The sequence below is a fragment of the Nocardia sp. NPDC056100 genome (assembly GCF_042266325.1).
Lineage (GTDB): Bacteria > Actinomycetota > Actinomycetes > Mycobacteriales > Mycobacteriaceae > Nocardia.
Genome location: NZ_JBHJVY010000002.1, coordinates 2009413 through 2028324, shown reverse-complemented (window position 1 = coordinate 2028324; position 18912 = coordinate 2009413). Strand labels below are relative to the sequence as shown.

17 protein-coding genes are annotated in these 18912 nt (G+C 64.6%); 2 read left to right on the top strand and 15 right to left on the bottom strand.

Annotation, left to right across the window (positions count from 1 at the left end; genetic code table 11):
• Positions 1–39: 39 nt before the first annotated feature.
• The 12 genes from ACFC0O_RS21860 to ACFC0O_RS21805 form a co-directional block, all read right to left on the bottom strand.
• Positions 40–1833 carry an HEXXH motif domain-containing protein gene (locus ACFC0O_RS21860; protein WP_375960561.1) on the bottom strand — a complete coding sequence of 598 codons (1794 nt, stop codon included), beginning with the start codon at positions 1831–1833 and terminating at the stop codon, positions 40–42.
• 2 nt (positions 1834–1835) lie between these two features.
• Positions 1836–3332: an FxsB family cyclophane-forming radical SAM/SPASM peptide maturase gene (locus tag ACFC0O_RS21855; protein WP_375960559.1), complete on the bottom strand. Its 1497-nt coding sequence runs from the start codon at positions 3330–3332 to the stop codon at positions 1836–1838.
• Positions 3280–4410, bottom strand: a complete 1131-nt coding sequence (locus ACFC0O_RS21850) for an NlpC/P60 family protein (RefSeq protein ID WP_375960557.1) — start codon at positions 4408–4410, stop codon at positions 3280–3282. The genes ACFC0O_RS21855 and ACFC0O_RS21850 overlap by 53 nt, the downstream gene beginning before the upstream one ends.
• A gap of 404 nt (positions 4411–4814) precedes the next feature.
• A complete protein-coding gene (locus ACFC0O_RS21845; RefSeq protein ID WP_375960555.1) occupies positions 4815–5699 on the bottom strand; it encodes a hypothetical protein in 885 nt (294 codons plus the stop codon).
• A 42-nt stretch (positions 5700–5741) separates the two neighbouring features.
• Positions 5742–8063: a hypothetical protein gene (locus tag ACFC0O_RS21840; RefSeq protein ID WP_375960553.1), complete on the bottom strand. Its 2322-nt coding sequence runs from the start codon at positions 8061–8063 to the stop codon at positions 5742–5744.
• A gap of 5 nt (positions 8064–8068) precedes the next feature.
• Positions 8069–10576, bottom strand: a complete 2508-nt coding sequence (locus tag ACFC0O_RS21835; protein ID WP_375960551.1) for an ATP-binding protein — start codon at positions 10574–10576, stop codon at positions 8069–8071.
• Positions 10576–11088, bottom strand: coding sequence for a hypothetical protein (locus ACFC0O_RS21830; RefSeq protein ID WP_375960550.1), 513 nt, complete (start codon positions 11086–11088; stop codon positions 10576–10578). The genes ACFC0O_RS21835 and ACFC0O_RS21830 overlap by 1 nt, the downstream gene beginning before the upstream one ends.
• A complete protein-coding gene (locus ACFC0O_RS21825) occupies positions 11085–11351 on the bottom strand; it encodes a hypothetical protein (RefSeq protein ID WP_375960548.1) in 267 nt (88 codons plus the stop codon). Before ACFC0O_RS21825 ends, ACFC0O_RS21830 begins: the two co-directional genes overlap by 4 nt.
• Positions 11352–11370: 19 nt before the next feature.
• On the bottom strand, positions 11371–12384 hold the full coding sequence (locus ACFC0O_RS21820) for a conjugal transfer protein (protein WP_375960546.1): 1014 nt from the start codon (positions 12382–12384) through the stop codon (positions 11371–11373).
• A 66-nt stretch (positions 12385–12450) separates the two neighbouring features.
• Entirely contained in the window at positions 12451–13602 is a 1152-nt protein-coding gene (locus ACFC0O_RS21815) for a GAF domain-containing protein (protein WP_375960544.1), read from the bottom strand.
• A gap of 181 nt (positions 13603–13783) precedes the next feature.
• Positions 13784–14680 carry an ROK family protein gene (locus ACFC0O_RS21810; RefSeq protein ID WP_375960542.1) on the bottom strand — a complete coding sequence of 299 codons (897 nt, stop codon included), beginning with the start codon at positions 14678–14680 and terminating at the stop codon, positions 13784–13786.
• Between the two features lie 47 nt (positions 14681–14727).
• Positions 14728–15189, bottom strand: a complete 462-nt coding sequence (locus tag ACFC0O_RS21805; RefSeq protein WP_375960540.1) for a hypothetical protein — start codon at positions 15187–15189, stop codon at positions 14728–14730.
• A gap of 258 nt (positions 15190–15447) precedes the next feature.
• On the opposite strand from ACFC0O_RS21805, the gene ACFC0O_RS21800 reads away from it, so the two are divergent.
• Positions 15448–16158, top strand: coding sequence for a MerR family transcriptional regulator (locus ACFC0O_RS21800; RefSeq protein ID WP_375960538.1), 711 nt, complete (start codon positions 15448–15450; stop codon positions 16156–16158).
• Positions 16155–16778 carry a GNAT family N-acetyltransferase gene (locus tag ACFC0O_RS21795; RefSeq protein ID WP_375960536.1) on the top strand — a complete coding sequence of 208 codons (624 nt, stop codon included), beginning with the start codon at positions 16155–16157 and terminating at the stop codon, positions 16776–16778. The genes ACFC0O_RS21800 and ACFC0O_RS21795 overlap by 4 nt, the downstream gene beginning before the upstream one ends.
• 109 nt (positions 16779–16887) lie before the next feature.
• Here ACFC0O_RS21795 and ACFC0O_RS21790 read toward each other — a convergent pair whose 3' ends face one another.
• From ACFC0O_RS21790 to ACFC0O_RS21780, 3 genes are all read right to left on the bottom strand, one after another.
• A complete protein-coding gene (locus ACFC0O_RS21790) occupies positions 16888–17049 on the bottom strand; it encodes a hypothetical protein (RefSeq protein WP_375960534.1) in 162 nt (53 codons plus the stop codon).
• A 235-nt stretch (positions 17050–17284) separates the two neighbouring features.
• Positions 17285–17974 (bottom strand): hypothetical protein, encoded by a 690-nt coding sequence (locus ACFC0O_RS21785; protein WP_375960532.1) that lies wholly within the window; start codon positions 17972–17974, stop codon positions 17285–17287.
• Positions 17974–18852, bottom strand: coding sequence for a ParA family protein (locus ACFC0O_RS21780; RefSeq protein WP_375960530.1), 879 nt, complete (start codon positions 18850–18852; stop codon positions 17974–17976). The genes ACFC0O_RS21785 and ACFC0O_RS21780 overlap by 1 nt, the downstream gene beginning before the upstream one ends.
• Between the last annotated feature and the right edge of the window lie 60 nt (positions 18853–18912).

Here is an 18912-nt window from a genome sequence, read left to right as displayed (position 1 = left end):
GATGATCAGCGGCCGAACATGTCTCGGACTTCATTCGCTCTAGATTCTCCGCGATTCCCAGGGTTGGGAACTCGTGTCGGACGGTCCCGCGAGCCAGGCGAGCAGCGCCATTATCTCCACCTCGGTGCCAACGGCGGCGTAGAGGTGCGCAACCACCTCGGCTCGGCTGTCGAGAATGCGGAAATCTCTGTCGCCGAAGATTTTCGGCGCTGCCAGCCGCAATCCTGCCCACGGCTGCGGCCGCAGTGGGTCGGTGCGCAGTTCTCGGCTGTACAGAGCGACTGCCTCGGTGAGATATCCGGCCCGGTAGGCGCGATCGCCTTGCGGTTGTGCGTTATCCGCCGGCTCGGTTGGTCTGAAGGGTTCCTCCTTCGAGACCAGATACAGCCGACGTGAGCGCGCCGGGATTCGTTGCTGATCGACGAGGATCGAAGGCCGCAGTTCGGCGGTCGGCGGCAGACCCGCGTCCCAGCGCACTACCAAGTCGGCGATGTCGCGCGGATCGGGTACGAGATTGCGCACCTGCCAGAATGTCCGTTGCGCCATAACCGATTCGGTTGCCACCGCCCGGGCTGCCGCAGACACCTGGTTACCCGCCCAGCGATGCGTCTCGGCGGAAAGAGCGCCGACGAAACGGCGTCCCGCGTCGGTGAGCAGACCGGAGTCCTCGACCGTTGCGATCGCCGAAGCGACTTGCAGCCGCCACAATTCGAACTCCGCGTGTGCGTGTACACATCGCACGCAGTCGGATTCCCTGTGTACTCGCCAAAAGTCCCCGACGCCGAAGAAGGCGTAGATACCGTGCAGCAACGCCAGAATCGGTCGTGGTTCATCACGCCAGGGAGCATGGAACCGAGCCGTGGGGTCGGGGCTGAACAGCTCGGTGGCGTCGGTTATCAGCGTGAGCTTGGAGTGCTGGACCTCATGGATCAATGTCACCGCCAATTGGCACCGATCTGCGCGCGCGGTCGTCTGGACGCTGCCGAAACAGTCCTGTGTGGTGTAGTTGGCCGTGCCCGACAACGGGTCGGTGCTCAGTGGAACCAGGCTGGTCAGACACTCGCGCATCGGCACCGCGTACCGGGCGTGATCATCGCGGAGTAGCTGCCAACTGTCGGAGAACATGCGCTGCCAGGTTTGGACCTGGTCCGTGTCCAGGCGGGGTGGCGTGGGGTATTCGGGCTCGAGCGGGCGGAACGGGTCGAGATCATCGAGCCATATCCGCGGTTCGCGCTCAGCCACTCCGATCGACCGCAATGGCAGCCAGCTGGGCGAAGTCTCACTGGTGCGTGAATCCACCTCGAGCGACTTCGAGTCCCAGCTGAAACGCATTGTGCCGTCAGCGGCCCAGTGCAGCTCGCATGGCCCGCAATGACCTGGTTCGGCAAGGCGCGCCAAGCCCAGGGTCGGCAACATCACCGCCCCGTCGCGAATCACCACCTGCGCCGTGCCGTCCGAATGGCAGACGGTGCCTGCGGCGGCGGCCAGCCACCCGAGATAGGCGCAGTCCGCCCATAGTGGCGTGCTGGACTCATCGTCGGGTTCGCGAATTCTTTTGAGCACCAGACTGATCCAGCGTCCGAGGTTCGGATAACTCAGCATCGCGGCGACGACATCGGGATCGGTGGATTGGAGAGCGGCCAGTGCTCGGTATGCCCGGTGCAGCCCGGCCGCCTCTGCTGTGGCGGCGTCGACACCGGTGATCAGCGCTCGCATCAGAATCATGCGCAGGTCGACGAGATCACCCCGCAGCCGGGTGAGATCAGCCGCAGACCCCAAGACCGAGTCCAGATTCTGTGCGCTGTCGTCGATCTGGTACACGGGGGCGGGCATGGTCAAACTCCTGTGGTCGTTCCGGGGTCGGCGGATGCGGGTGCGGGCGTGAGTACCGTGTCGAGATCGGTTCGTATCCGGTTCTCGACGTGGGTGATGAGCTTCTTCAAGTCTGCGCAATACACGGACGGGTTGCGGAACCCTTCGCCCGCCCGATAGCGGTGCACGTAATGTCCTCCACCACAGATGTTTTGGACCGGGCAGTCGCGGCACACGGGACTCAGCGCGGTCGCACCGACCTGGCGCGCCATCACCGACGGATCCCACATCGCCATATCGAGTGGGTTGCCTTCGCCGCTGGTGGGAATCCGGGCCGCGCCCTCGAAAGCGGATTTCAGTTCGTCGACCTGCTCGAGCGAGCCGTCGGTCTCGACCACGGCGAGCCGAATCGGTCCCAGGCCCAACAGTTCCGAGGTGGCCCTGCCGCCGAGCAGCAGGTCGATGATATCGCCGAAGAGCCGGATCCCGGTCTCGCGCTCGGGTGCGTCATACCACCTGTCGAAGACCGCGATCAGCCAGTCGCCGTAGGGGGTGCGAGTCTGATCGGCCACGCGCTCCGGGGGCGGCGTAGTCCAATTACCGTGGGGCAAAAGGAAATCCACGAGCGGGGGTTCGAACAACAGCATCGATTCATAGGTACGGATGGGATCGTTCCGTACGTCGATGGTGCACAGCAGACCGGAGAACAGCTGCCGATGACGGGGGGCGAGCAACTGCTCCAACCCAGCGACCACCCGCGCGTAGCTTCCTCGGCCTGCTCGATCCACTCGGTGACGATCATGTTCGAGCTCGCCGCCGTCCAGGCTGACGCCGATCTTGATATTCCAGCGTTCGCAAATCCGCAGCACATCATCGTCGATGAGCACACCGTTCGTCTGCAATCCCAGCCGCAGCCGAACCACAGGGTCCAGGGTTTCCCGGGCCGTACGTGCGAAGTATTCGAGATCGCTGGTCCCGACCAGCAGCGGTTCGCCGCCGTGCAGTACCAGATTGACCGCGGGTAGCGCATAACCGACCGCGTGATCCTTGATCATCTCGCACGAATCACTGAATACTCTGCGAGACATAGCCTTCGGCTTCGAAAGCCAGCTCTGGTCCGCCATCTCGTAGACATAGCAGTAGTCACAAGCGAGGTTGCAGCGGCCGTGTATCTTGACGATGAACTCATTGAAGGGTTTGGGTCGCCAGCCGCCGCGGCGCAGTTCGGCGAAGTCGAGACCCCAACCGCGCCAAGGTAATTCGCTGATGAACTGCTCCACCGATATCGGTCCTCTCAGGCCGCGCGATAACAATGACGAATGCGCAGAATGGATTGAGTCGTCGTCGGCAGCGCCGAAATCGTAATGGAGGCCGGGCAATTCGACGCAATGCCGGGCGAGAAAACGATAACGTGAACGCCGGGATACACGCGGGACGACAACCTCCCACCGCTGAGAAGCGCCTATCTCAGCTCCATCGGCTGGCCGCATAGCTGGCGGGAAGCGCGGTGATGCGGACACTGGCGCCGGGGCGCGGCGCCTCCACACATTGCCCGTTCCCCAGATACATCATGACGTGAGTCGGGCTGCCGCCGTTGTACTGCCCGCCGGGGAAGATCAGATCGCCCGGCCGGATGTCACCCGGATTCACCTTGGGCAGCTGGCGATATTGGTCCTGCGAGACACGCGGAATATTCACCCCCGCCGAGCGGGCTGCGTACTGCATGAGCCCGGAGCAATCGAACGAATTGGGGCCTTCAGCACCCCAGACATAGGGTTTACCGACCTGGGCGACCGCCATCGCGATCACCTGCTGCACCACCGCCGAGACCCCCGAGGATGCCGACGGCATCGACCCCGGGTAGTTCTGCCCGGCCAGGTTGTAGAGGTACTGTCCGGTCAATCCGTCGATCGCGGCGGCCGTATCGGACGCATTGACCTGGCTCGCGCCGGCAAGCTTGAGTCCTTCACGCAGTGCGATGGTGAGGATGTCGTGCACCCGCTGCGCGCCGGCGGGCGTGTATGCCGCCGTCCCGAGCTTGATCAGGGCCAGGTCGAGCTCCTTGATCAACGAATTCAGCGCGGCCTTGTCGATCCCATGGGCGCCCGCCAGTCCGAAGAGAAATCCGGCGAGTTGATTGTCGAGATTGTTGAAAGCAATCGCGGCGGTGCGCTGATAGAGCTGCACGGCGGATAGTTCCGCGACACCGTCGCCTTCACCGGTACCGCTTCCGGAACCGGATGGGACGCCCGTAGCGGCCGGTTTGGTCCCTGGGCTGGAAGCGTTGCCGGACTTGCTGTATGTGTCTCGCAGCCGCTCGAGGGCCTGCAGTGCGGCTTCGGCCTGCGGGGTCAGTGTGGGGGTCGACCCGTCGGCCGTATTTGCGACGGGCTGCCCCGAATCTGTAGTGCCCGAACCATTTTGCGGTGCGCTTGCGCCAGAGTTCGATCCCGCCCCGGACCCGCCGCCGCCACCGAGCATGGAGGCGAGCATCATGGGCAGCATGGCCAGAGCCGGCGCGGCAGAGGCGAGGCCCGAGAGATCGAGGCCGGAATCGCGATGGTCGTCGTACCCTCGTTCGACCGAATCCGACTGCACCCGAGCCGAATCCGGACGTTGTGCGCTCGCCCCCGCAGGTGCTCCCGCCGCATCCGGTCGCGCATTGACAGCATCCGGCCGACCCCCGGCAGCCGCTGTCGGCACCGGGGCACCACCACCCGGGACAACTCCGCCGGGGGCAGCGGTCGTGGACACCGCGGGTACGGCGCGTGTGGGGTTCCCCGTCGCAAGTGCGTCGACGACGGTCGGCCGGGGTGCACCACCGGAATCGGTGGTCGCACCCGGCGGCTGCGCGCCGCCACTCCTGGGCCCGGCGAGCGTCGCTATCGGTGGCAGTGCCGAACCCGGCGGTATGCGCCGGACCCACGGGGTGGTCGGTCCGGGGGGGACTTCCTGTTCGGCCGCAACGGCTTCGGACTCCGGGGACGCTTCGGGAGCCTCGGTCACGCCACGGCTCCGAGCACCCGTTTCACACGTACGTCCCAGCTATTCGGCATCGCGAGGCGGACCATCGCGCCCGTGGTGGGGTCCCAGCCGAGCACGAGCGCTGTCCCGCCCGCACGCTGTCCGTAATCGACCGTCATACCCACCCGGGTCGGCACGGTGCCACGATAGTCCCAGAACACGAGATCACCGGGTGATTCCGCTCCCGCCTCGACAAGTTGGCCGCAAAGACTTTGCGCCGCAACATTATTCGGAAGTATCAGTGCGGTGCCGGGAATCGTGGCGGGACACCGATCGGTATCTCCACCCGAGCGAGCGGACATGAGCGTAGTAATATCCGCAGCGGTCGGTTGTGGACAGAATCCAGTACTCGCGGCGGCCGACGCCCGGTACAGCACCGCCGCAGTCACTGCGGCGGGATCGACTGTCACGGTGGCGGTATCGGTTGTGGTCCTGCCTTCGGTGCCGCCGAAGGCCGTGCCCACACTTCCCGATCCGCGATTCGCCAGCGCGGCAATCGTTACGCCCGCGCACTCCACCTCCGCCCCGGTGGCAGGTGCACTCAAGGGCGATTCCAGCTGATAGACCGCGGTCTGCATGGCAGTGGAACAGGCGCGCTGCCGATCCGAGATCGACGTGTCGTCGGCCGCGAAAGTCAACTGCGCGTATGGATTCACGGTCGGCGGAGGCGATGGCACCGATATCCGCGTGGTCTGGGTCACGGATACCTTCGCTGTCGAGGATGGATTCGGAATCGCCACCTCACATTGACGGTCGAAGTCCGCGGCGACCGCCGAGTCGGTCCCGCCGAAAACGATCCCGAACAACGTGATCAGGAATGCCAGCGGGACTGCCGAGATCGCCAGGATCAGCAGCGTTCTCATCGAAAGCCTTTCTCCAACAACGTGTGCCGATCGCCCGTTCGGTCACGCAGTCGGACTCAGTTGCGTCCACGGGGTGGCTCTGCTGAACGGTATGTGCTTCGAGGTCGCCTGTGCACCCGCGATGTGGCTGGAAACCGCTCGCATGAGCGCCTGGTTCCGCGGATTCGCTTGAAGAGCTTCGACCGAGGTGAAGACATTCTCCGTATGCGCGCGTCCGATCGCCGACCACATGCGACGCGCATCCTCGGGCCTGACGTTCCACAGTTCCTGAAAGTATTGGTCGTTCGGGGTGAGATCCGCTCCATTGGCCAACTTCGCCAGCGAGGTAAGACGCGATGCCCTGCCGCTGCGCATGTAGTTGTCGACGAATCGCTGTTGATCTCCGCTCAGCACGATTGGCGCCTGCTCCTCTCCGCGGAAAGTCCGGGCCGCAACCCGCAGTGTCGCCATATCGGCGGCCAGTTCCGCTGCGCCCTCCGGCGTATTTCCGTGCAGCGCCACGCGACGGGATGTCGCCTGAACTCGCTGCCACGCATTGACTGTCCGGTTCAGATAGTCGTCGCGATTGATCCCTGAGGCCCCCCACGAGGCGATGGCTCGCTCAGTGAGCGGCACGTCATTGAAGCCAGCTCCGTATAGTGCGCCGCGCAAATCGCCCACGTTCGCGCCAACCGTTACCGCAGCCTGAATTCCGGCCGCTGCGCCGGCGGCGGTATCGATGCCGCCGGCGGCCCGAGCGGCAGCGCGTGCGGCATTGGCGTACAGCGGCCGATTGAGGTTGGACTGGATCCCCCACGCTCTCGATCCACCTCCGGGTACCAGGCCGAGATTCTGCAGCAGACGCACTGCCGCCTGGTCAGGCAGGGAGCCGTCCTGCCTTCGCAGCAGCGCCGCGGTATACGGCGACCCCGCGACCAAGGACATGGCGCCGGCGGCCTTGAGCATGCTGAATCCATTGCGCTGTGCGCCGGCCGTCCCCATCCCCAAAGCTGTTCCGCCGCCACTACCGGATTTCACCGGCGGGCCGTGCAGACTCAACGCGACACGGTTGGCCACCCAGTCGTTGCCGCGGTCCAAACTGGCGTCCAGGCGTTTCAACTGGATGATCGCGACAACCTCGAGAACCGCGCCTATGAGGAAGACCTCCATCACCTGCCCCTGTGCCTGCCGGAAGATATCGCCCAGGAACAACACGTACACGGCGAGGAAGATCACCATGACCGCCATGCGTATCGCACCGAAGAAGGCGTGCACGACACTGCGCACCAGGAATGTTTGCGTCGGCCCGTAGACGAATCCGCCGGCGGCGAACCCGAATATCGCCAGGAAACTGTAATAGACCGAATCCAGTGCGGATCGAATGATTTTCACGGCCAGCACCACGGCGAAGGCCAGCAGCAGTGTGCCCGAGATCAGGATGAGCAGTCCTGCAATGAGCTGTGCGCCCAGGTCATGGGTGCTCGGATCGTGCGCTGCGGCATAGGCCGCGCTGTCGCCACAGTTCCGCATGGCGTTCTTGACCGCGTCACCATTGCCGGTGGACACCGCGCTCGTCCAGCCCGTCTTGCAGGACGGCACATCATCGACCACGTGCCCGAAGCTCCAGACCTGCAAAGGTTTTCGTGCGAAGTTGTCGGCCAGCTGTTCCTGTATCGAGGCCACCATCTTGGTGGGTTGCGGGTTCCGATCACCGTTCAGTCCAGCCGCCACCGTGATGCCGAGATCACGTCCCTGAGTGAGCCAGCCATCGGCTCCCAGCACATCCGCGAGCGGGTCGGCCAGAAATACCGGGCCGATGACCGCCACTCCGAGCATGGTCACCACCTGCACGACCGCTTTCGAATGAAAGCCACGCAAGGAGAACCACGCGACGATGAAACTGCCTCCGGTGGCGAAAACGATAATCACGATGGGCACATTGAGCTGGTCGGTGAGCACCCTGGCCATCGAGCGCAGCGGCGTGGCGAACAGATCCATCCAGCGGAAGCTGAGCACGAATCCGATACCCCAGATGCCGGTGATCACGATGACCATCCAGCCGCCGAAGATCAATTGGAGCACCACGATCAGCCCGTTGTTGATCGGGTGGAAGATGCTCTCCGAACCCGTTACGAGCAGATAGCTGGACAGGTTCAGACCGGATGAGTCACGGACGCCCATCCAGCTGGTCGCGCCGTTGGAGGCCGAAGCCGTCGACGACCCGGTCTGCGCTCCCGCCACCGCGCCCAGACAGGCCGGAAAGACGAAGAGCACCAGGATGATCGCGGTGAACACCACCGTGCGATACCGCCATCGTGACGCCCGAACCCAAGTCTTGACCCGGCGAGCCACGGTGCCGGGGTACCAGAGCCGCAAATCCCACACGAGGTTCACCGCCGTTCGGCGAGCGCGGCGCGGGCCGTGCCCGGCGTGCTGATGATCGCAGCGGCCCTTTCAGGGCGCGCGGGCCCCAGGATCTTGCCCCGCCCGATCCGGTTCAGGGCATCCCTCATGAACATCTCACCGCGGCGCTCAGTCGGCACCTGTCTGCCGGAGCCGACCGGTGGCGAGGTGTCCTCGCGCAGAATCTGCAACAGATAGGGCGCTTCCTCGAGGTCCACGCCCAACCATTCGAGACTGTTGCGGGCCAGCGTTTCATCACGCTGACGGAACACGAACCGGTTCGGAATGAGATTGTGTGCCGCGCCCTGGAAGTCGGTGGCCGGATCGTGCGACGCGAGTCCGATGGCGGCCAAATGCTTTCGGCCGTCCCGACTGAAGTCCGAGGTGACCGCCGCGCCGACCTGGGTTTGGGTGAAGTGGTGCGCCTCGTCACCGATGAGCAGTCCGAAGCGACCGTTATCGCGCAGGAACGCTTCTCGCGCGGCGACTCCCACGAGTTCGTACAGCGCGGTCCCGAGCCTTTTGGTCAGCGGAAGCCGGTTGTACAGATGCGGAGTGGTGAGCTCCTCGGCCGAGGGCAGCGCGACCTGGTGGCTGCGAATCACGGTGGCCGCCGCGTCCAGTCTCAGTGTGGCCAGGTTCGGGTTGAACAGCACCGGGACCCGCTCGGCGACGGTCCCCAGCCGCGAAGCCAGATCCGCGTATTCGTCACCGATTCCCGGAGTGTCACGCAGGCGCAGCACCACTTGGAACAGATCGACCAGCGACCGGATCCGATGCTCGGCGATACCGCGCGGGGTGAGCAGGGAACTAGCCGCAGCACCCGCTCCAGAGGTTGGCGATAGATCGAGCAGCGGCAGGATCGAGTCCAGGGTGCGCTCGCCCGCCACTCGGGGATCGAACAGACGCAAAGGGTCCAGGGAGACAGTGGGATTGGCCAGATCGATCACCACCGCGTCATCGATGGCCGAGGCGAAGTGCTCCCACTCCCCCACCTGACTGCGGTCGATGGCCAGGAACTGCCCACCCATGTCATTGACCAGTGCGGCAATGAGTTTCAGCAGATAGGACTTGCCCGACCCGAGCTCGCCGGTGACCGCGAACGATGCCGACAGATCGTGCAGCGCGGCTTCCATGATGCCGAAGTGGATCGGCTCGAAGTGTCCGGACATGAGATTCACCCCGATCACCGGGCCGCTGTCGTCTCCGATCTGACTGCTGGTGAAGGGGACGAAACCGGCCCACATATCCGACGGCACGATATGGGCGAAATCATCGAACGCACGCCGTGGCGGACTACCGGGCACCAGCATCGACCACAGATCGACCTGTGCGCCCAGTGGTGCGGTCAGCTCGATCTGATATCGCCGATAGCGGCGCTTGAGCAGGTTCACCGCATCCATCGTCGCCTCGCGGCTCGCACTGCCGACCGCGATGACCGTGGTGAACGAAACCTCCGATTCCGCGCCGTTGACCTCGAAGTGGTTGTTGTACTCCCCGAGCATCTGCGCCTTGGACATCAGGGTGTTCTGCGCGAACGACACCTCCTGATCGCGCTGATCCATCTGCTCGCCCAACCGGCGCAGATTGGTCTCATTGTTCTTGAGCACCTGATCCGCGGGCCGGGTCGACACCCGGATTCCCCAGTCGACGGTGACATCGCCGATGCCCTCGATCACGTTGAGGAACTCGCTGCCACCAGGGAAAGCCATGCCCCCGTACGGAAATGAATGCGGGGTGAGCATCGCCTGATAGGACGGCCGGAACTCGAAATCGGGCTGGACGACCTTGATCACCGGAACGAACGAGGGCCGCAGGCGGCGTCCGCTGTCAGCCTGCGCGCCCTCGTCCAGCGCGGCCGAGCGGAACACCGCGGCGGTCGCGTCATCGAGTGCGCCAACTCGTGTGGGCGCCACCGGATCCCCGGCCGCCCCGCGCGAAAGATAGTGTTCCCACAGCCATTGGAACAGCGCCGCCGGTACCGGCACGGGTTCGAAATCGCCACCGATGCGCGACAGGATCTCCGATGCCTTCTCCTCGAACCCCTCGAGCTCGGCGCGGGTGACCCCGGACATATCCGCCGGAGTGCCACCCCGCCACATCCGCGCCAGCGACGACATTCCCGGGTTGGTGGAACCGACTGGCATGGACAGCAGGAAGATTCGCGTCTGCGGCTGAATCGCACGCACCCGCTCATAGGAGGCGACCACCTCGATGGCATAGGCCTCGGCTTCGTCGAGGTCCACACCCTCGACCATCTTGCTGAGCACATCGAGGGTATTGAGACCGGCTTGAATGCCCAGCAGCAGAGACCCGTTCGGCAGGCTGTTGATCAGCGCGTGGTGCGCGGCCTTGACATCGAATTTGTCACTGGCATTGCGCAACCCGTAGCCCAGCGGATTGATGAAGTAGGTCGCGGTGACCAGACCGGTATGCGTGAACTGGAGGTTCCCGCGAATCGCCACGGTCGGCTGAAGATCGCGGTCGAACGCCATCAGCCGCGCCCTCCGGGTAGGAGGGCACGGCCGTTGTCGATCGCGTCGAGCAGACTGCCGCCCGTGCCGAGGCTCAAGTTCAGGGTCGGCACAGGGCGAGGCGGCTCGGCGACTCGAACGTCCGGGAAGATCACGACCACCGACTCCTCGATGAACAGGGTGTTCCGCGCGGACTCGGCATCGATCGGCATTCCCGAGGCGGATACGGGCTTTCGATGGGTGAGCAGCCGGCCGACCCACAGCACCCTGGAGGTCAGCCGAACGCCGGTGTACGGGATCAGGCCGAGCGCGAACACGCTCGCTACGGTCACCACCAAACCGGCGATGAAGGTGGCCGCCGGGTTGATCGGAAAGCTCATCGAGCACACCGAGGTGATCGCCAGCAGCCCGGCCGCCGCCGCGATCTGTGGCAGCGTGTACGGGCCGAACGGCAATTTCTGGCCGTTCTGCGCCTTACCGATCACCGTCGGCACACGCTTGACCGGGGTGAAGACCTTGATCACCGAACTCATCGGCCGTACCGGCCTATCGGAAAGTCCTGCACGACGGTGCCGGAGTCGACACGGGCGTAGTTGATGATGGTCGGCAGGACCCAGAACAGCACTGCCGCAACGATCGCCGACCCGGTGACCGCGAAGACCTTACCCGGTGAGAGTTTGTTCTTGGTGGCCTCGGAGATGAGGATTCCCATGCTGGCGATCGTCAGAATGATCAGGCCGAGCCAGCGGAAGACGAGCAATACGCCGTACAGGATATTGCCGAGCTGAGTGCCCATGCGGGGAGTCCTTTCCCGATCAGTTCTGGGTTGCCTGCGGCACCTGGGCCGCACTCGCCGGCCCCTTGGCCGGGGTGGTCGTGGTCGAGGCGCCGGTCCCACCGCCTGCCGGGTTAGACCCGGCGGTGAGCGGAAGGTGCAGGGCGGGAATCGAATCCACGGACTTGACCTGCCACTGCCCGGCCTCGCGAACCATCGTCAGCGGATACGCCAGCGTCGGTGAACCGGCGCCGTCGATTTTCGGGTTCACCGAAGCCAGCACGCGGGCGGTTGATCCGTTCGCGCCGCAGGAGGAATCGTCGGCGTTGATCACGCTGGTTTCCGCGGAGGTGAACGGGGCCGGACGTAGTGCGGAGATATCTGAGGCCGGGGTGGTGTAGCGGGCGATATCGCCGGAACCGGTCAGGAGTGCCTGTAGGAATCCAGCCGCCACCTGGGCGAGCGGGGTATCCGCGGCACATGTGGCGCCGTAGTTGAGCGCCAGCTCCGGTCCGTGGCGGGGTGGTTCCACCGCGGCGGGCAGAGCTAGCGCCCGCATCCGGCCCTCGACCATCGCCACCGAGACCTGATAGCACTGACGCGAATCATCAACTGCCGCACCGACTCTGCGGCTGAGCCGAACCGAGACTGTCACGCCCCAGACATCCACTCCGCCACTGCTGAGTTCGCGACTGACGTAGACCACACTCGGGTCGCTGACCTGTCGTCCGGTCGTGGGCAAGGTGGCCTGCTGCGCGCTACCGACGAATTCCTGAATTCGATCCTGTTGTCCGGCAGCGGCACTCAGATAGGTAACAACGAAATCGCGCGCGAATGACTCCGCGAGTTGCGATCTGCCGATCAGCGATATCGTTGAATTGTCCGACGGCCCCGGGGGCGGATCGGAGAAGGCATCGATTATCGCGTGCCCGCCGCCGAAAACCGCCAGCACCGCGAGTATTACGACGACCACATTGTCCCGGCGGCGCCGGGCGGCCATCCGGCGGAGCAGCGCTTCACCGGAATCTGCCCGCCTACCACTCGTTACGCTCACCAGGAAAATGGTAGAGTGCCAGTGCCGCAACGTTACTCAGCGGTACTCCCATTTCTGGGAATGAATTCAGACGTGTGCTTTTCCACCCTTTCGCCCGGTCATCCGATAGCGTAATTGTTCGTCATAGCCGATAGGCACCCCTGCCAGCGGTATTCCGTCGCTATCGCACAGCGGTTCGGGCACCGGGGAACACTCTCCGGCACAGACGAATTGCACAATTGCCAGGGGCCTGCTGGAGTATCCGGGGTAGGGGTACAGCAACAACGAACTCGAGGTGTATCCACCGCGATAGTCCAGGGTGCGCACCGTGGCACCGGCGGTGTAGCCCGCCCGTACCCGATTCCCGAGTTCGGTCAGCTGCGCCCGATCCGCGGGATGGAAGACATCGCCGGGACGGAAGAGATAATCCCATCGGATCCAAGGCGCGGGATCGGTCAGCCAGTGCGCGATCCCGGTGTGCTCGAGATGCATTACGGCCAGCGATGTGCCCGCGCGACGGTGCGCCTCGCGCAACCCGATGTTCTCCAGAGTGGCTCGATGGGGCACCGGCTGGTCAGAGGTCACATCCTCGATCAACCACCACGCTCCCCGGACACGCGCATCGTCGCGGCCGCGAATCGTGAAGCGCCACCGTCCTGCTCGGCCCGTCGCGCTGGTGACGGTCGCGTCGAATTGCAGCCGGGTTCCGGCCCTCGCCTCGTACAACAGGTCAAGCACCTCGGTGTGGCGATCGAATCCCGAGACGCGCTGGAACAATTCCGCGATCGACATCCTGGGCACGTACTCCTCGGCCGTGATTCCGATCAGCTCGGTGATGCCGCTGGGCATGGCGATGGTCTGGGATTCGAGATCCCAGACAGCGCCGACCGCCGCGGGCGGCGGCGGTGCGGCCTGTGCGGCGGGGCCCATCCACAACTGGACCCCGTGCACGTCCCCCGCCGGACCGAGTACCGGTCGCGCCCACAGCGCGTGCGGACCGGATCGGCTCGGCACTGTGAGTTTGAAATCGGTGGCCCTCTGCCGTACGGCGTGTACGGCATCGGTAATGCCCGCCGGCGTCAGCCCCTGATACAGCGCGGGCGTTTTGGCCAACTGACGCTGGAGAACTCGCTGCCAGGCAGCGAAGTCGCGAGCGGAACCGCCAACCGAGGCCACGGTGAGCGCCTCGATGCTGAGAGTCTCCGCCGACATCCAGGGAATGGCTGTGCCACTGCGCATTTCGCTCGCCAGCCCCGGCCTCGGCTCTGGATTCGAAGATCCAGGAGAAAATCCCACCCATTGAATGTACCGTTATATAGCGGCACACTCAATGGGAAATTGCCACTTGCCGTCAAGACCGAGCGAGGTTAACCCTTCAGTAGCTTCTCGGCGGGACGCTCCGAGATCTCCCACCCGGTCGTCACGATGACTTGTCGCCCAGCATGGCCAGGACGCCCGCGCCGGCCAGTACGCCCAGGTCACCGAGTGCCGATGGGACCACGCGCAGCCCGGCGAGATAGCCAAGTCTGGCATGCTCCGCGACCGCCTCACCCAGCGGTTTCCACAGCGCCGGACCCGCCGACGCCATACTGCCGCCGATGACCACCAGGTCCAGATCCAGCAGGGCAGCCGTGGACGCGATCGCCCTACCCAAGGCAGTTCCCGCACGTCCGAGGGCGGCGATCGCGACACCGTCGCCTTGCTGGGCGGCGGTCAGCAAGGCGACGAGCGTATCTCCTCCCCAGCCCTGCTCTTGCGCCCACGCGCGAATCGCCGCACCGCTGGCGACCGCCTGGAGGCAACCGTGGCCGCCACATTCGCATGGCACGTCGAAGCCGGGTACCAGGGTGTGCGCGATGCTGCCCGCGTTACCGGTTCGCCCCACCACAGCGAAGCCACCGACGGTCATACCGCCACTCAACTGCTCCGACGCCGAGACAGCGAGGGCGTCCAACACTCCTTGGGCTGCACCGAAACTGCGCTCGGCAAGAGCCAGGCAGACCCCATCGAGCGCCACGCTCACATTCGCTTTGGGAAAGACCTTGCGTGCGGCATCGACGATCGCGAAACCTGTTCGCCACTGCGGTATCTCAGTCGACGCCACCACACCCGCGCCCATATCGACAGGCCCCGAGCAGGCGATGCCCAGCGCGGTGACCTCGGCACCCGCCGCCACCTCCAGCAGCAGCTCGCGGCATTTATCCCAGGGTTTGCCGGACGGCATCGGGATACGCCTGATCTCGTCCTCGCTGACATCTTCGGCCACCCGGGTGACCGCGAATCCTGCGGCGCCCACCTCCAGCGCGAGCACGGTCATGAATTACCAACTAACACAAAGGTTTCCAATCGATCAGTGAGACGGATCTACGCGGTGCCGGTGGGCCGCAGCGGCTGCCCGAGCACCAGGTGCCGACGCGGCGCGGGCAGTGCGGGCTCGGTTCGATTCTGGCCTTGGCCGTTGCGGATGATCCGCATGGGCCGATTCCGATCGACGGGTGCGATGCGGTGCCGGTCGAGATTCTCGACCACTTTGCCGGCGTTGTCGTAGCCGACACCCGCCCAGATCATGGCGCGGGGCGCGTCACCGCGTTCGATGAATGTCTGTGCGAGTGATTCACATTGGGCCAGCAGCGGGCAGGTCTTGCAGATCTCCACCGCCATGCGCCAGGAGTCGGGGGTGCCGACATCGAGATCCCAGGCGTTGGGGATATCCGCACAGGGCGGGCGATTGGAACGGGCCGGGGCCGCGGCAGCCTTGGGGGTCGCGGCCGGCCTCGGGGTAGCGAGGGTAACAGTGCTCAGGGCACGGGTGTGGGTGATGCTCATAGCCGTCTCCGGAAAACATGGGGGCACAACGCGATTCGGTCGCGTCCCACTTATCGGGCGGTCGTCGGGGCTGATCCAGCAGTCCCCGGAAGCGGCTGTAGTAGCCGGTAGAGGCACGTTAACCGACATGTGTCTGCCCCCGCAAGGTTTATGCCGTTATGTAACGGCGCATTGACTTAGGCGCGGTTATGTTGCATCGTTGTGTAGCGGCTCGATACATTCGGTACTGCACGCCAGCCCGGATCTGGATTCATGAGGATGATCGGCACAGTGGAATACACCATCGATGAACTGGCACGGGTGGCCGATACGACCGTGCGCAGCGTCCGTGTGTATCACGAACGCGGCCTCCTACCCTCCCCCGACGTCCGTGGCCGTATCGGCTACTACGACGTCAACCACCTGAGTCGATTGCAAACCATCAGCCGACTGCTGAGCCGGGGCATGAAGCTCAACGGCATTCGCGAACTCCTGGAAGCATGGGACCGCGGTGACGGGTTGGCCGAAATCCTCGGCGTCCCAGACCAACCCGACGATTCGGTGCCCGCACCGGCCACTCCCCCGGCACCATCACCGGAACTGCCCGAGTACATGCACAAAGCACTGGCCACCACCGATCCACTCGAGGCATACCGGCTCGCCAATCCCCGCTGCTGCGATCTGGCGACGCGACTGATCGATGCGGGGCTACCGGCATCGGCTGCGTTCAGCTTGGTGGAACGCTTCCGGATCGATGTCGACCAGGCGGTCGACCGATACGCCAGCGAACTGTTCTTCCATTTGGCGGGCAAGCCCTTCGCGCAGTCCGAACGCACCTCGGGCGACCGCAACGATTTCGAGACCAATGTCGCCATCGCCCGGTTGATGACCAATCGCGCGGCCGCCGAATTGGTCGACCAGGTGCTGTCCCGGTACACGGAACCGCAATCGGATGCCGCTCCGAGCTCCAATCCGCTTTCGTCACAGTGACATTCGGCCCGTCCGGCTCGCACGAGCGCACGGAGTATGTCGATCGATTACCGTTCGACTACCTACAGACCAGCGTCGAAGAGACTGGTCCGACCACCGTCGGCCCGGCGTGTATTACCGACGGTCCGGGGATCGCCCGCGCACATGTGCTGGCTTCGCGGGCCGCCTACCGCGACCTTCCGGGAGCGAAGGCGAACCTCGATGAATTCCTCGTGAGTGACCTGGGACCACGCAAGATCGCGGACTGGTCGGAACTGGCCACATCCGGTGACCCCGGCTTACTGGTGGCCAGCACCGTGGGCGGCATCGTCGCAGGGTTCATCTGGGTATCAATGAGCGACGACGGCTCAGGAGCGATCAATTCCTGGTATGTGCACCCGAATTGGCATGGAGATGGCGTCGGCCGCGACCTGATGCGCGCGGGGCTCGACCAACTCGGAAACGTCGGCGTCTACACCGAAACCATTCACGGCACCGCAGCGGTCGACCGCTACCAACGGTATGGCTTCACGATTCTCGAAGGACTGCGAGATACTCCACGTCCACTGCGGGAGGCGGGGATTTACGCGCCTCTGGTTGCATTGAAACGTCCTGCACTGGAATCTATTTCGAGCATCTGACCTAGTCCGGGACGCTCAGCGATACGGGTGGTCGGGCAGCAGACCAGCACGGTCCGACCACTCGTTCGGAATCATCAGCCAGAGGCTCAGCGCTTCCCGAACATCGCGACTATGCGTCGATGAAGGAGTTGTAACCACCGGTGTAGGTGTTGCCGATTCCCGTCAGATTCTTGCGTACCGCCTTTTGCAGTACCGGCGACGCGCTGGCAAGAAGCTCTTCGAGCTCCATCTCCGAGTACGCCGACAGCGATTGTTGTCTGTCGATGGCCATTTCACACTCCTGATTCGTTCGGCACTGATTCCGGCGCGAGCAGGATCACCGGCGGCGGTCTCGTGCCCTTCAGAGTGTGGCGCATCCCCCGGACTGGGAATTTGTACCGCCGAGTTCGACTGAGGCTCGGTCATTTTCGTCACAGTGACAGGTCGAGGCAAAAGGGTCCGACACTCAAACCGAAGCTGCAGCGACCCGGCGGGTGGCCCCACTGATCGCTGCAATGCTCCGACGACTATCCCTCCGCGCGCTCGTCCTCGAACTCGGATTCCTCGTCGTTCGCGCTGTTGATCCGCTCGATGTCCTCAGCCAGATACAGCTTGAGTGCCTGGTCGACGAGTGCGCTGCGGCTGCCCGTCTGCCAGGTTTCGACGAGGTCGTCGATCGCGGCCATGTCCTCGGCGATGATGCCGCTGAGGGCGATCTTCACCTGGGGTTCGGAGTGGCGGCGGCGGCGCGGGCGGGCGGCGTCGACTCGTTTGAACAGGCGGCCTGCGGGTTTCGCGGAGGCGGCGGTGGTGAAGTGGTTCTGGAGTTCGAACTCGTGGGCTTCGATGGCGTCCAGGACCACCGCGCCGTAGCTGCGGCCCTCGCCGCGCTGCTGCTTCTCCGTGTGGGTCAGCTGACGGAGTACCTCGGCTACGACACCTGCGACGTGAGCCTCGGGGACGGATTGGCCGTTCTTCGCCCGGGTGCGAGGGCGCTTGGTCGGCTCGGCGACTGGGCTGGCAGCCGCCTTGGGGGCGGCCTTCTTTGGTGCCTTGGGGGCTGCCTCTACCGAATCTGCCACCGGGGCAGGAACTTCAGCGACGTCGGGCACCGCGACCAGCGGGGCCGCGTGCGCGACTGGACGCGGCGCCGAGGGCGGCAGCAGGTCGTCGATGTCGTTCAGGTCGTCATCGTTGAATGCGCCTTTGCGTGCCATTACGCGGTCTCCTTCGCTCGCTCACCGGTGGCCAGTCGGACCAGTACTTCTTTGGTCAGCTTCTGATAGTCGGTGGCCAGCGGTTCGGTGTCTCGGGACCACCGCTTGATCACCTCCTCCTCGGAACCCTCGGGGCGCGAGGGGGTGAATCCGACCAGCTCTTCCGCCGTGAGGTGGAAGGCGCGCGCATCGATCGCCGCGGCCTTGTCATGGCGAATGAAGTTGCGGAACGGCTCGATTCCGGTGCCGTCGAGCAATTCCATTATCTTGCCGAGGGTTTCCTCATTGCGGCGCACCGCGCGCGGATTGCAGTCGAACAGGACCATGCCCATCAGCTCGACGAGGGCGCCGTTCTTGCGGGCGTGCAGGTAGCGACGAGCCAGGAGTTCGGCGCCGTCCATGCTGCCGTCGTCTTCCTTGGTGGGTACGACGAGCCAGCTGACGATCTGGAGGAGCAGGTCCAGCACCGCGCGGTCACCCGGGCCGGAATCGATGAGAACGAGGTCGTAACCTTCGGCGTCGACCAGGGTTTCGAGTGCGCCGCGCAGATTCTGCAGCGGGTTGATCCCGGTCTGCTCGGCACTGGAGACGACGGTGCCAGCCATGGCCAGATGCCGACCACCGCAGACGACGTCGAGGCCGTCACGGACCTTGCGGACCGGCTCCAGGGCAGTTCCGTATTGCAGGGTCATCGCCAGCGAGCGGCCCTCATCGGAATCGTTCACCCCGAGATCGCGGATGGTGCAGTTGCCCTGCTGGTCGGCGTCGATCAGCAGTACCCGCTTGCCCCGTCGGGCGACGGCCACCGCGATGGCAGCGGCGATCGACGATTTGCCCACTCCCCCTTTTTGGTTGGCCAGCAGGATCGTTCGTCTCACGGCACGGATATCAGGCAGCAAACGAGAACTCGTCACGATCGTGGACAGTACCCCAGCGCA

What these genes read in the sequence shown, in the direction of transcription:
- ACFC0O_RS21860 (WP_375960561.1), bottom strand. Translation starts at nt 1,833, where the DNA reads ATGCCCGCCCCCGTGTACCAGATCGACGACAGCGCACAGAATCTGGAC.
- ACFC0O_RS21845 (WP_375960555.1), bottom strand. Translation starts at nt 5,699, where the DNA reads ATGAGAACGCTGCTGATCCTGGCGATCTCGGCAGTCCCGCTGGCATTC.
- ACFC0O_RS21835 (WP_375960551.1), bottom strand. Translation starts at nt 10,576, where the DNA reads ATGGCGTTCGACCGCGATCTTCAGCCGACCGTGGCGATTCGCGGGAAC.
- ACFC0O_RS21830 (WP_375960550.1), bottom strand. Translation starts at nt 11,088, where the DNA reads ATGAGTTCGGTGATCAAGGTCTTCACCCCGGTCAAGCGTGTGCCGACG.
- ACFC0O_RS21825 (WP_375960548.1), bottom strand. Translation starts at nt 11,351, where the DNA reads ATGGGCACTCAGCTCGGCAATATCCTGTACGGCGTATTGCTCGTCTTC.
- ACFC0O_RS21815 (WP_375960544.1), bottom strand. Translation starts at nt 13,602, where the DNA reads ATGCGCAGTGGCACAGCCATTCCCTGGATGTCGGCGGAGACTCTCAGC.
- ACFC0O_RS21810 (WP_375960542.1), bottom strand. Translation starts at nt 14,680, where the DNA reads ATGACCGTGCTCGCGCTGGAGGTGGGCGCCGCAGGATTCGCGGTCACC.
- ACFC0O_RS21805 (WP_375960540.1), bottom strand. Translation starts at nt 15,189, where the DNA reads ATGAGCATCACCCACACCCGTGCCCTGAGCACTGTTACCCTCGCTACC.
- ACFC0O_RS21800 (WP_375960538.1), top strand. Translation starts at nt 15,448, where the DNA reads ATGATCGGCACAGTGGAATACACCATCGATGAACTGGCACGGGTGGCC.
- ACFC0O_RS21790 (WP_375960534.1), bottom strand. Translation starts at nt 17,049, where the DNA reads ATGGCCATCGACAGACAACAATCGCTGTCGGCGTACTCGGAGATGGAG.
- ACFC0O_RS21785 (WP_375960532.1), bottom strand. Translation starts at nt 17,974, where the DNA reads ATGGCACGCAAAGGCGCATTCAACGATGACGACCTGAACGACATCGAC.